This is a genomic window from Paraburkholderia sp. SSBN10T (assembly GCF_056619545.1).
Genome location: NZ_JBWQQI010000019.1, coordinates 34,803 through 47,859, shown reverse-complemented (window position 1 = coordinate 47,859; position 13,057 = coordinate 34,803). Strand labels below are relative to the sequence as shown.

Sequence of the window (13,057 nt, the reverse complement as noted above, 5' to 3'; positions counted from 1 at the left end):
GTGCCGGCTCACGTTGCCTTAAGAGGAGACAGCCATGACGGCTGAAACAATGTCGATCGACACGCTGGTCGTAGGCGCGGGCCAGGCCGGCGTGGCGATGAGCGAACACCTCAGCAAGCTGGGCGTGCAGCATCTGGTGCTGGAGCGCGACCGCATTGCCGAACGCTGGCGCACGGGCCGCTGGGATTCGCTGGTCGCCAACGGACCCGCATGGCACGACCGCTTTCCCAATCTGGAATTTGCAGGCGATCCAGACGGATTTCCCGGCAAGGAGCAGGTGGCGGATTACTTCGTCGCTTACGCGAAGCAGTTCAACGCACCGATCCGCACCGGCGTAGAAGTGACAAGTGTCACGCGCAACGAGGGGCGGCCGGGTTTCATCGTCGAGACGTCCGAAGGCACGCTCACGGCGAACCGCGTGGTGGTGGCGACCGGACCGTTCCAGCGCCCGGTGATTCCGCCCATTGCGCCGCGCGACCCGTCCGTCACGCAACTCCATTCGGCGGACTACCGCAATTCCGCGCAGTTGCCCGACGGCGCCGTCCTGGTGGTGGGTGCGGGTTCGTCGGGCGCGCAAATCGCCGACGAATTGCGGCGCGCGGGTCGCGCCGTGTATCTGTCGGTCGGCGCGCATGACCGTCCGCCGCGCAGCTATCGTAACCGCGACTTTTGCTGGTGGCTCGGTGTGCTCGGCGAATGGGACAAGGAAGTCGCCGGTCCTGGGCGCGAACACGTGACGATCGCGGTGAGCGGCGCATATGGCGGCAAGACCGTCGACTTCCGCCGTTTCGCGCATGAGGGCATGACGCTCGTCGGCGTGACGAAGTCGTTCGAGAACGGCGTGGTGAAATTCGAACAGGACCTTGCCGCGAACCTGAAGCGCGGCGACGAGAATCTGATGTCGCTGCTCGATGCCGCCGATGCATACGTGGCACGCACCGGCATCGACCTGCCCGCCGATCCTGCAGCGCGCGATATTCCGCCCGATCCCGAATGCGTGACCCATCCGTTGCACGAACTCGATCTCGCGAAGGCGAACGTCAATACCATTATCTGGGCGACCGGCTATGCGGTCGACTTTAGCTGGCTGCACGTCGATGCGTTCGACGAGAAAGGCAAGCCGCAGCATCAGCGCGGCGTGTCGAAAGAGCCGGGAATCTATTTTCTCGGCTTGCCGTGGTTGTCGCGCCGCGGCTCGTCGTTCATCTGGGGAGTCTGGCATGACGCGAAGCACATCGCGGATCACATCGTCACGCAGCACAAATATCTGGACTATCGCGACGCGTCGCAGCGCAAGGACGATGCGCAGCGCGCACAGGTTCGCGATACGCGTCATGTGTCCGACCTCTCGCATGCTCTGAAAACCAACGAACAAGGAGTGATCTGATGCCTACCCATACTCGCATCCGCATGTTCAACACGAAGGACACATATCCGAACCAGTCGCTCGACAACGATCTTTGCCAGGCGGTACGCGCCGGCAACACGGTCTATGTGCGCGGCCAGATCGGCACGGACTTCGAAGGCAATCTCGTCGGCCTCGGCGATCCGCGCGCCCAGGCCGAACAGGCGATGAAGAACGTCAAGCAGTTGCTCGAAGAAGCGGGCAGCGATCTGTCGCACATCGTCAAGACGACGACCTACATCATCGACCCGCGCTATCGCGAGCCTGTGTATCAGGAAATCGGCAAGTGGCTCAAGGGCGTGTATCCCATCTCGACTGGACTGTGCATCAGCGCGCTCGGCCAGCCGCAATGGCTGATGGAAATCGACGTGATCGCGGTCATTCCGGACAACTGGACGCCACCTCAGGCTTAAGGAGCGATGCCATGACGTTCTCGATCGTCGGACGCTGCCGGCAGACCGGCCAGCTCGGCATTGCCATCAGTTCTTCGAGCATTGCAGTGGGGGCGCGCTGTCCGTGGGTGCGCGCGGGCGTCGGCGTGGTGGCGACGCAGAACGTGACGCTGCCGGCACTGGGGCCGCAGGTTCTCGATCTCATCGAAACCCGCGGGCTCCCTGCCGACGCGGCGCTTGACGCTGCGCTCGGCGCGCACGAATGGCGCGCTTACCGGCAGGTGACCGTGGTCGACAGTGAAGGCCGCACGGCGATGTTCACCGGCGCCGAAGCGCTCGGTCTGCATCACGCGGTCGTTGGCGACCAATGCGTCGCGGCGGGCAACATGCTCGCGAATACGCAGGTGATCGATTCGATGGTCGACGCATTCGAGTCCTCGGCGGGCGCGCTTGCCGACCGGCTGCTCGCCGCGATGCACGCGGCACTGAAAGCGGGCGGCGAAGCAGGGCCGGTGCATTCGGCTGCGCTGAAGATCGCCGATACGCAGGTCTGGCCTATCGTCGATCTGCGCGTCGATTGGGCTGACGACGATCCGCTCGGGCAGCTCGATGCGCTTTGGCAGGCATACCGTCCGCAGATGCAGGACTATGTGACGCGTGCGCTGAATCCGACTGCCGCGCCAAGCTACGGGGTGCCCGGCGACGAGTGACCACACAAGCCGCACGCTGCTGGAACGACTGGCATGTTCCTTGAAGTCGATCCTGGTTGCGAGAGTTATTAGCTTTTACAGCGGGCGCCCACCAGCGCCACTACGCTCGATCCGCCCCCGTGGGCCGCCTCAAAGCGGCCGTCCGGTCCCGCAACGGGACAATTCCCCTCGAATCCCAATACCCGGGACATCGCGAACATTGCGATGACCCGGCTAAGGGTTATCGCGGATGGCAACCGGAGACTAGCTGGCTATAGTTCGTAAACTGAAAAAAAATACAGTGAGCGAAAAAAATATCAGTTCGCTCCTGGGACACGGAGAAGACATGACGAAACACGGCGCCAAACGTGATGCCGAAGACAGTCTCGCCATTCGCGCAGCGTGGTTGCATTACGCTGTGGGCATGACCCAGGCGGATGTCGCTGCGCGGCTTGGCGTCAGCAACGTCAAGGCGCACCGGCTCATCACGCGAGCCAATGAAAGCGGCGCTGTGAAGGTCACGATCGATGGCGACGTGGGTGAGTGCATTCTGCTGGAAGCGGCTCTTTCCCACCGCTACAACCTGTCCCAATGCGAGGTTGTGCCGGAACTGCACGAAACCGGCCTGCCGTTACGCGCGCTCGGTATTGCCGGCGCTCACTTTCTGCAACGCGAGATCGCCGCGCGTCAAGGCGGGACGATTGGTATGGGGCATGGCCGCACGTTGGCCGCCGTGGTGGCCGAAATGCCGCGCATGGATGCCGGCAAGGTCCGTTTCGTTTCGCTGCTGGGTGGTGTGACGCGTGACTACACCGCGAATCCGTACGACGTGATCCACCGTCTGGCGGAACGAACCGGCGCGACGTCATACGTTATGCCGCTGCCGTTTTTCGCCAATACGGCGGAAGACCGCGAGGTCCTGCTGGCGCAGCGGGGCGTGCGCGAGGTATTCGATATGGCGGCGCGCGCGGATCTGATGATCGTCGGCATCGGCACGGTGTTGCCCGACGCGCAACTCGTCGCGTCGCAGATGATCGAGCCGGAGGAAATTCGCGAGGTGCGCGAGATGGGTGGCCACGGCGAGGTACTCGGCCACTTCTTCGATCAGCACGGCAAATCCGTCGAAACCTCGCTGGCCGCGCGCACCGTGGCGCCGCAACTAGCCGATCTGACCGGGCGGCGCATCGTCGCCATCGCCGGTGGACTCGAAAAAGTAGACGCGATCCGCGCTGTTCTCAACAGTGGCCTGCTGAGCGGGTTGATTACCGATGAGGCCACCGCGCTCGCGCTGAACGACGGAACCGTCGAAGCGGAGGCATCGTGATGGCCAACCCCGGCGGCGACATTCTGATCGGCATCGACGCCGGCACTTCGGTGATCAAGGCGATCGCATTCGATCTGGCCGGGCGGCAGATCGCGGACGCGTCGGTGCCCAATCACTACACTACGCGCGCCGATGGCGCGGCGTTTCAGTCGCTCGACCAGACTTGGGCCGACTGCGCGCTAACGTTGCGCAATCTCAGCGCCAAGGTCGAGAGGCTTGCGCAGCGCACGAAGGCGGTCGCGGTGACGGGGCAGGGCGACGGTACGTGGCTCGTCGGCGCAAACAACCGGCCCGCAACCGATGCCTGGCTGTGGCTCGACGCGCGCGCCGCGGATACCGTGCGGCGGCTGCAGGGAAACCCCGCCAACCGCGCCCGCTTCGAAGCCACCGGCACCGGACTGGCGGCATGCAGCCAGGGCGCGCAGATCGCCCACATGGCGGCCACGACGCCTGAGGTGCTCGACCGCGCCGAAGTCGCGTTGCATTGCAAGGACTGGCTGTATCTCAACCTCACAGGCGTGCGCGCGACGGATCCGTCCGAGGCGAGCTTCACGTATGGCAACTTCCGCACGCGCCAGTACGACGACGTCGTGATCGACGCGCTCGGGCTGACGGCGCGGCGCGGGTTGTTGCCGGAGATCGTCGACGGCACCGAACTCATGCATCCGCTGAGCTCCGAAGCGGCCGCGGCCACGGGTCTTCTGGCTGGAACGCCGGTGTGTCTGGGATTCGTGGACATTGTGATGACGGCGCTCGGCGCAGGCATTTACACCGCCGATGCCGACGGCGCTACTTGCTCGATCATCGGCTCGACGGGCATGCATATGCGCGCGGTGCAGAACACGGCCGTGCATCTGAACGACGAGGGCACGGGGTACGTCATCGCCTTGCCGGTCCCAGGCATGTCCGCGCAGGTGCAGTCGAACATGGCGGGCACGCTGAACATCGACTGGATCCTGAATCTCGCGTGCGACCTGCTCTCGGACTTCGGTACGAAGCTGTCGCAAAGCGAGCGCGTCAAACGCATCGACGGATGGTTGCAAACGAGCCGGCCGGGTGCGCATCTGTATCACCCATACATTTCCGACGCGGGTGAGCGCGGACCGTTCGTCAATCCCAACGCGCGCGGCAGTTTCATCGGACTCACCAGCGAAAGCCGCTTTCCGGATCTGTTGCGCTCGGTCGTCGAAGGGCTTGGAATGGCCGCGCGGGACTGCTACTCGGCCATGGGTGGCGCGATGCCGGCTGAGTTGCGCCTGACGGGCGGTGCGACCCGGTCGCGCGCGCTGCGCTCGGTGCTCGGAGCAGTGGTCGGTGCGCCGGTTCGCATCTCGCAGCGCGAAGAGGCAGGCGCAGCGGGCGCGGCGATGATGGCGGCGGTCGCGCTCGGCGCCTATCCAGACATGCAGGCATGTATCGCCGAATGGGTCACGCCACTCCTGGGACAACCCGAAGCGCCCGATCCGGCGCTGGTGCGGACCTACGCGAGCGCGTTTCCCGCCTATCAGAAGGCGCGGCGTGTTTTGGAGCTGGTGTGGGAGGACATGGCGGAGCAGACCAGGGCCAGGTGTCATCCTGAAACCTTTACGTCAAACACCACGGTCGAACAGAGGGCGGTGCAATGAGTGACAGTCAGATGATCGACCTCGTTGTGATTGGCGGCGGTATCAACGGTGCGGGCATTGCACGCGATGCGGCAGGCCGCGGATTGTCCGTGATGCTGTGCGAGAAAGACGATCTCGCGCAGGGCACCTCGTCGCGTTCGGGAAAGCTGGTGCACGGGGGGCTGCGCTATCTTGAGTACTACGAATTCAGGCTGGTTCGCGAAGCATTGCTTGAACGCGAGGTACTCCTCAACGCTGCGCCGCACATTATCTGGCCAATGCGCTTCGTTCTTCCGCACAGCCCCGATGATCGTCCGGCCTGGCTCGTGCGTCTGGGCCTGTTCTTATACGACCACCTCGGCGGGCGCAAGAAGTTGCCTGGGACGCGTACGCTCGATCTGCTGCGCAGTCCGGAAGGCGTGCCGATCAAGGATCAATACCGCCGAGGTTTCGAATACTCGGACTGCTGGGTCGATGACGCGCGTCTGGTCGTGCTCAACGCGGTGGACGCAGCGCAGCGCGGCGCGCAGATTCTCACGCGAACCGCATTCGTGTCGGCCAAATGCGAAAACGGTGGGTGGCGCGTCGAGCTGCGCGACACGCGCAACGGTAAAAGCCGCGTCGTGATGGCGCGCGCGCTCGTGAATGCAGCCGGGCCGTGGGTTGCCGACATCATCGGACGCGTGGCGGGTGGACGGTCGACGCGCAAGGTGCGCCTCGTCAAGGGCAGTCACATCGTCACGCCGAAGTTCTGGGACGGTCCGCACTCGTACCTGGTGCAGAACCACGACAAGCGTGTCATCTTCGTCAATCCGTACGAAGGCGACAAGGCGCTGATCGGGACCACGGATGTCCCATGGGATGGCGCGCCGGAAAGCGTGTCGATTGACGACGCCGAAGTGGATTACCTGCTGGCGGCGGTGAACCGCTATTTCAAACAGCCGTTGCGACGCCAGGACGTGGTGCAGAGCTTCTCCGGTGTACGCCCGCTTTACGACGATGGGAACGGCAATCCTTCGGCAGTGACGCGTGATTACGTGTTCGATCTCGACGCCAACGGCGGCGCGCCGCTGCTCAATGTGTTCGGCGGCAAGATCACCACGTTCCGCAAGCTGTCCGAGGCCGCGATGCAACACCTGCGGCCGACGTTCCCCGACATGGGGCCGGACTGGACGGCGACTGCCACGCTGCCCGGTGGCGAGATCGAGAAAGCCGACGTGCCACAGTTCATCGCGCGTCTGCAACGCGACTATCTATGGCTGCCGCGCGATCTGATGTGCTACTACGCGCGGACCTACGGTGCGCGGACGGCCCAGGTGATCGACTCCGCCGGATCGCTTGCCGACCTTGGCCGTCAGTTCGGCCCGAATTTCTACGAAGCCGAAGTGCGTTACCTGGTAGAGCAGGAGTGGGCCGAAACGGCGCAGGACATCCTGACGCGGCGGACCAAGCACGGTCTGCATATGAATGCCGAGCAGACGGCGGCGTTCGGCGGCTGGTTCGAAGGCCTCGACCGAAAGTCGGCTTGAGCCGCACCACGACCGGCCACGTAAACACAAGATACGAGACACGAGACGAACATGGCTTTTACGCTCGCACTCAACACGAATCCGCTGGTGAACCGCTTCGCGGAACCGGACGATCTCATCAACGCCATTGCTTATCAGATGAAGATCCGCGACGTGCAGCTCACGCACGAATTCATCAACCCATCGTGGCCCGCCGCGGTGACGCGGCGTTTGACACGCCAGATGCGTGCAGCGATGGCGCGCACCGGCGTGCGCATCACCTCGGGCATGACGGGGCCGTATGGGCGGCTCAACCATTTCGGCCACCCGGATGCCGACGTGCGGCGCTATTACGTCGACTGGTTCAAGACGTTCGCCGATATCACGGCGGATCTCGGCGGCAATTCGATCGGCACGCAGTTCGCCATTTTCACGTATCGCGACTACGACGATGCAAGCCGGCGCGAAGCGTTGATCCAGACCGCAATCGACTGCTGGTCCGAAGTCGCCGAGCACGCAAAAGCGGCTGGATTGAAGTACGTATTCTGGGAACCGATGTCGATCGGCCGCGAGTTCGGCGAAACGATTAGCGCGTGTCTCGCGCTGCAAAAGCGGCTGAGCGCCGCCAACATGGCCGTGCCGATGTGGATGATGGCCGACATCGATCACGGCGACGTGACGAGCGCCAACCCCGACGACTTCGATCCGTACGCGTGGGCGCGTGCCGTGCCGCGCGTGTCGCCGATCATCCATATCAAGCAGTCGCTGATGGACAAGGGCGGTCACCATCCTTTCACGGCCGAGTTCAACGCGCGCGGCCGCATCCAGCCCGAGCCGCTGATCGCCGCGCTTCACGACGGCGGTGGACACGACAACGAGATTTGCCTCGAGCTGTCGTTCAAGGAACGGGAACCGAAGGACCGCCAGGTCGTGGAGCAGATCGCCGAGTCGGTGGCGTTCTGGGCGCCGCACTTCGATACCGGCGTGTCCGATCTGAACCTCTAAGGGAACGAGACTGCGATGCACGGCGCGATGACACAGAAACTGATCAACGACGGCAACGCCGCTGTCGACGAGATGCTGGACGGCGTGATGGCCGCGCACGGCGATCTGCTGGTGCGGCACGACGGCGCGCCGCGTGCGATCGTCGCGCGCCACGGTCCGCGTGAGGGCAAGGTGGCGTTGGTGATCGGCGGTGGGTCGGGGCACGAGCCGACGTTTCTGGGTTTTGTCGGCAAAGGGCTCGCTGACGCAGCGGTCATCGGCAACGTGTTTGCGTCGCCACCCCCGCAACCGGCCGTCGATGCGGCGCTCGCCGCGCACGGCGGCGCGGGCGTGCTGTTCATGTACGGCAACTATGCCGGCGACGTGATGAATTTCGACATGGCGACAGAGCTGCTCGAACTGGAGGGCGTCGAGGCGCGCACGGTGCTGACCACCGACGACATCGCTTCCGCACCGCGCGACCGGCGCGAGCAACGGCGTGGCGTGGCGGGCAACGTGTTCATTTTCAAGGCCGCCGGCGCGGCAGCGGACCTGATGATGCCGCTCGCCGAAGTGGAGCGTGTCGCGCGCCATGCGAACGCACGCACTTATACGCTGGGCGTCGCTCTCGCGCCGTGCTCGTTGCCGCAGACGCGGCGTGCGAACTTCGAGATCGGCGTGGGCGAGATGGAAATAGGTATGGGCATTCATGGCGAACCTGGCATGCGACGCGAAGCGCTGCGTCCGGCCGACGCCATCGTCGACGAAATCATGGACGCCATTCTCGCCGAAATGGGTGCGGATAAAGGCGACCGGGTCGCAGTACTGGTGAACTCGCTGGGCGCAACGCCGCTGATGGAGTTGTACATCCTGAATCGCCGCGTCGCGCGGCGGCTCGCAGACGAGGGACTCGCCGTACATCGCACATTGGTTGGGCCGCTGTGTACGTCGCTCGAAATGGCGGGCGCGTCGATCACCGTCATGCATCTGGATGACGAATTGCAGCGGCTGCTCGATCATCCATGCGAGTGCGCAATGTACCGGCAAGGGGCGGCATCATGAACACGCTGGCGACCCGTGACGTGACCCGGCTGTTCCGGCAACTCGCTGAAACCATCGGCGCGGCTCGCGATGAACTGTGCCGGCTCGACGGCGTAATCGGCGATGCGGACCACGGCATCGCAATGACGGACGGTTTCGATGCGGCGTTCGAGGCGATCGAAGCGCTGTCTGCGCAAGCCACGCTCGCTGATCAGTTCAATGCGGCGGCGAAGGGATTCCTCAACGCAGTGGGCGCGTCGTCAGGGCCGCTCTATGCCACCGCGTTGATGCGTGCGGCCAAGGTCGCCGGAGCACGTGCGGAGATGCCGCTGGTCGAAGCGCCGGCGTTGATCGTCGCGATGGCCGAAGGCATCCGCTCGCGCGGCAAGGCCGAGCTGGGCGAAAAAACCATGGTCGACGTGTGGACGCCTGCCGCAGCGGCGGCAGAGCAGGGCATGGCGAACGCTCTGCCGCTCGCTGAAATCATGACGCGGATACGCGACGCCGCGACCGCAGGCGCCGAGTCCACCAAATCGATGATCGCCACCAAGGGACGAGCGTCGCGCCTCGGTGAGCGCAGTCTCGGCCATATCGATCCGGGAGCGGCGTCCGCGGCGATGGTGCTTTCAGTGATCGCAGAAGACTGGAGGCAGCATGGATCGGCATGACATCACAGGTCATCAACCCGATTGGGGCGGTGGTTCATTCCGTCCGCCGGTCAAGGCGTGTACATGTCGTCCACTCACATTGCGGTTTCGTAGTTCCGAAGTTCAGGAGGTATCCTCATGAGCGCAGTTGCATTTCCGGTGAATAAACGCCCCCGTCACACTGTCCGCGCAGTCATCGCCTACGTCGTGCCGGTGGTGGTCATCGTGGCGATGGCCTTCAGCGTCAAGGTCGTGAAGATCGGCGCAAGCGGCGATACGGAAGTGAAGGCTTTCGATCCCGCTGCATATGGCACGATGCAATTTCCCAAGACGCAGGCCGCGATTGAAAGCCGCGCAGTCAGCGCGGACATGCTGGCCGCAGCGATTGCCAAGGATCAGGACGCAGCCGGCAAGCAGTACGGCGTGGCAGGCGGCGGTGTCGGCCCTGAAATGTCGGTCAAGTTCACCGGCGTCGCGGATAAGGAGGACTCAGGAATCTACACGATCAAGGTGCCGAACCTGCCCGACTCGCTAAGCATCCGTGTGCAAACCGGCCCCGCGATCAACGGCACCGATCTGCGCGACGCCACCGGCACCATCAGCTTCGAGCAGTTCACCAATCAGATCGACTATCAGAACGCCGGCTACGCGATCAACACGGCCATGAAGAAGGCAGTGCTGTCGAAGGTCGATACCAGCAAGCTGGCGGGCAAGACGATCTCCGTGGTCGGGGTGTTCCAACTGGTCAACCCGAACGGCTGGCTCGTGACGCCGGTCAGTCTGGACGTGCAATGATGAGCGCGCTCCAGGCTGAATCGGTTACGAGCGACGTGCTGCTGTCGGCGCGTGAAGTCGTCAAGTCATATGGCGGTGTGCATGCGCTGAAGGGTGTGAACTTCGATATCCACCGGGGCAAGGTGACCACGCTGTTCGGCGAAAACGGCGCGGGCAAATCGACCTTGATGAAGATTCTCGCCGGCGTGGAAACGCCGACTTCGGGATCGATCGAACTCGATGGCGAGCGCGTAGCGTTTGGCTCGGCGAACGATGCACGCGATCACGGCATCTCGATCATCCATCAGGAATTGAGCCTCGCACCCAACTTGAGCGTGCGCGACAACATCTTCATGGGCCGCGAACTACGCGGCGCAACGGGTGTCAATTTCGCCGAAGAAGCGCGCCAGACGCGTGCGCTGATGGCCGACCTCGAAGAAGACATCGACCCGTTGACGCGCGTTCAGGACTTGCGGCTCGGCCAGCAGCAGGTGGTCGAAATTGCACGCGCGCTGTCGGTGCAATCGCGCATCCTGATCATGGACGAACCGACTTCGGCGCTGAGCGCTTCCGAAGTCGAAGTGCTGTTCAAGGTGATCCGCGACCTGACGAGCCGTGGTGTGTCGATCGTCTATATCTCGCATCACCTCGAAGAGGCGCTGCAGATCACCGATTACGCAGTCGTATTGCGCGATGGCAGGATCACGGCCACGGCCGAAGCCAAAGACATCGACCTTGCGTGGATCGTGCGCCATATGGTCGGAGAAAATTTCGATCTCGGTTCGCCGCCGACCGGTTACGCGTTCGGCGACGTCGCGCTGTCGATCAAAGACGTCAGCGTCGCCGACGAGTCCGGCTCCGATATGTCGGTCGTCGATCGTCTCTCGCTCGACGTGCGCGCGGGCGAGATCGTCTGCATCTATGGCTTGATGGGAGCCGGGCGCACGGAACTGCTCGAGTCGGTCGCCGGCCGCGTCCCAACCAGCGGCGGAAAGATTCTGCTTGAAGGCGAAGACATGGCGTCGCTGAGCATCGCGGGGCGCATTGCAAAAGGTCTCGCGCTGGTGCCCGAGGATCGTCAGCGCGACGGCCTGGTGCCGACCATGAGCGTCGGCAGCAATCTGTCGCTCGCCAGCATCGGCACCTTCGTTCGAGGCTTGCTGCTGTCGTTTCCGCGCGAACGCGAACTGGTCGATCAGTCGATTCGTAACGTCCACGTGAAGACAGCCGGCGCGGGCGCAAAGATCGGTTCGCTGTCGGGCGGCAATCAGCAAAAGGTCGTGATCGGCAAGATGCTCGCCACTCACCCGAAAGTCATTCTGCTCGACGAGCCTAGCCGCGGCATCGACATCGGCGCCAAGGCTGAAGTCTTTCGGTTGCTGAGTGAGAGCGCGAAACAAGGCCTCGCCGTGGTGTTTTCCACCTCGGAAGTAGGCGAGTGCCTGAGCATCGCGCACCGGATCGTCGTGATGCGCCGCGGCAAGATTTCCGCAGAGTTCGGCACCGATACCACCAAAGACCAAATCATGGCCGCCTCGGGCGAAGCCGTGGCGGTCTGATCGACGAAATGCATGGAGACATGAATATGAATCAGTCCGCCAAAACTTCCGCATCGCACCACACCGGCCTGTTTGGTGACGGTTTCGACGTGGGCAAGATGTTGCTCGAAGGCCGTGCCTTCTTTGCGTTGATCGTGATCGTCGCTGTTTTTTCGTTTCTGTCCCCCTATTATTTCGCACTAGAAAACTTTCTTACGATGGCCTCACACGTGGCTATCTACGGGATTCTTGCGATCGGCATGCTGCTGGTGATCATCAACGGCGGCATCGATCTGTCGGTGGGTTCGACGCTCGGGCTTTCCGGCGTCGTGGCCGGCTTCTTTCTGCAGGGCGTGACGCTGAACCTGTTCGGCGTCGTGCTGTATCCAGCCGTGTGGGTTGTAGTGGTGCTGTGCTGTCTGCTCGGTGCGTTCATTGGTCTGGTCAATGGCGTGCTGATTGCGCGCTTCAAGGTGCCCGCTTTCGTCGCTACGCTCGGCGTGATGTACGTAGTGCGCGGCCTCGCACTGTTGATGACCAATGGCCTGACCTACAACAATCTCGGCGGGCGTGCGGATCTGGGCAACGTCGGCTTCAATTCGCTCGGCTTCGATCGCCTGTTCGACGTTCCCGTGGGCGTGTTGATCCTTGCGGTCATTTCTATTCTCGGCAGCCTCGTGCTGACCCGCACGGCGTTCGGCCGCTGGCTATATGCGTCGGGCGGCAACGAGCGCGCCGCGCAACTCTCCGGCGTGCCGGTCAAGCGGGTGCAGATCAGCGTCTACATGTTGTCGGGTGTCTGTGCATCTATCGCCGGCTTGATCCTGTCCTCGCAACTTACGTCGGCGGGGCCGACCGCGGGCACGACCTATGAACTGACGGCCATTGCCGCCGTGGTTATCGGCGGGGCCTCGCTCATGGGCGGCACCGGCAATATCCGCGGCACGCTGCTCGGCGCCTTCGTGATCGGCTTCCTGTCCGACGGACTGGTGATCATCGGCATCTCTTCGTATTGGCAGACGGTGTTCACCGGCGCGGTCATCGTGCTCGCGGTGTTGCTCAACGCCATTCAGTATCGCCGCCGTGTCAAGCGCCCCGCGCCGACCGCCGGTCAACCGACTTCTCCGTTAGGCGGCGGCAAGGCTTGAGCC

At 63.5% G+C, this 13,057-nt stretch carries 12 protein-coding genes; all 12 read left to right on the top strand.

The window, feature by feature from the left end:
* The first annotated feature begins 34 nt into the window (after positions 1-34).
* Entirely contained in the window at positions 35-1,387 is a 1,353-nt protein-coding gene (locus tag AC1ECK_RS25955; RefSeq protein ID WP_480324225.1) for a flavin-containing monooxygenase, read from the top strand.
* The gene (locus AC1ECK_RS25950) at positions 1,387-1,818 is read left to right on the top strand and encodes a RidA family protein (RefSeq protein ID WP_480324223.1); all 432 of its coding nucleotides are present in this window, start codon (positions 1,387-1,389) and stop codon (positions 1,816-1,818) included. Before AC1ECK_RS25955 ends, AC1ECK_RS25950 begins: the two co-directional genes overlap by 1 nt.
* A gap of 11 nt (positions 1,819-1,829) precedes the next feature.
* Positions 1,830-2,507, top strand: a complete 678-nt coding sequence (locus AC1ECK_RS25945; RefSeq protein WP_480324221.1) for a DUF1028 domain-containing protein — start codon at positions 1,830-1,832, stop codon at positions 2,505-2,507.
* 325 nt (positions 2,508-2,832) lie between these two features.
* Positions 2,833-3,810, top strand: coding sequence for a sugar-binding transcriptional regulator (locus AC1ECK_RS25940; protein ID WP_480324218.1), 978 nt, complete (start codon positions 2,833-2,835; stop codon positions 3,808-3,810).
* The gene (locus AC1ECK_RS25935; protein ID WP_480324448.1) at positions 3,810-5,435 is read left to right on the top strand and encodes an FGGY family carbohydrate kinase; all 1,626 of its coding nucleotides are present in this window, start codon (positions 3,810-3,812) and stop codon (positions 5,433-5,435) included. Before AC1ECK_RS25940 ends, AC1ECK_RS25935 begins: the two co-directional genes overlap by 1 nt.
* Entirely contained in the window at positions 5,432-6,943 is a 1,512-nt protein-coding gene (locus tag AC1ECK_RS25930) for a glycerol-3-phosphate dehydrogenase (protein ID WP_480324216.1), read from the top strand. The genes AC1ECK_RS25935 and AC1ECK_RS25930 overlap by 4 nt, the downstream gene beginning before the upstream one ends.
* 51 nt (positions 6,944-6,994) lie before the next feature.
* Positions 6,995-7,927 (top strand): sugar phosphate isomerase/epimerase family protein, encoded by a 933-nt coding sequence (locus AC1ECK_RS25925; RefSeq protein WP_480324214.1) that lies wholly within the window; start codon positions 6,995-6,997, stop codon positions 7,925-7,927.
* 27 nt (positions 7,928-7,954) lie between these two features.
* Positions 7,955-8,968 carry a dihydroxyacetone kinase subunit DhaK gene (locus AC1ECK_RS25920; protein ID WP_480324212.1) on the top strand — a complete coding sequence of 338 codons (1,014 nt, stop codon included), beginning with the start codon at positions 7,955-7,957 and terminating at the stop codon, positions 8,966-8,968.
* Positions 8,965-9,615: a dihydroxyacetone kinase subunit DhaL gene (dhaL, locus tag AC1ECK_RS25915; protein ID WP_480324210.1), complete on the top strand. Its 651-nt coding sequence runs from the start codon at positions 8,965-8,967 to the stop codon at positions 9,613-9,615. Before AC1ECK_RS25920 ends, dhaL begins: the two co-directional genes overlap by 4 nt.
* Before the next feature lie 117 nt (positions 9,616-9,732).
* Complete coding sequence (locus AC1ECK_RS25910) at positions 9,733-10,389, top strand: DUF2291 family protein (protein ID WP_480324208.1); 657 nt, start codon at positions 9,733-9,735, stop codon at positions 10,387-10,389.
* Entirely contained in the window at positions 10,386-11,927 is a 1,542-nt protein-coding gene (locus AC1ECK_RS25905) for a sugar ABC transporter ATP-binding protein (RefSeq protein WP_480324206.1), read from the top strand. The genes AC1ECK_RS25910 and AC1ECK_RS25905 overlap by 4 nt, the downstream gene beginning before the upstream one ends.
* Before the next feature lie 26 nt (positions 11,928-11,953).
* Complete coding sequence (locus tag AC1ECK_RS25900; protein ID WP_480324204.1) at positions 11,954-13,054, top strand: ABC transporter permease; 1,101 nt, start codon at positions 11,954-11,956, stop codon at positions 13,052-13,054.
* Positions 13,055-13,057: the final 3 nt, after the last annotated feature.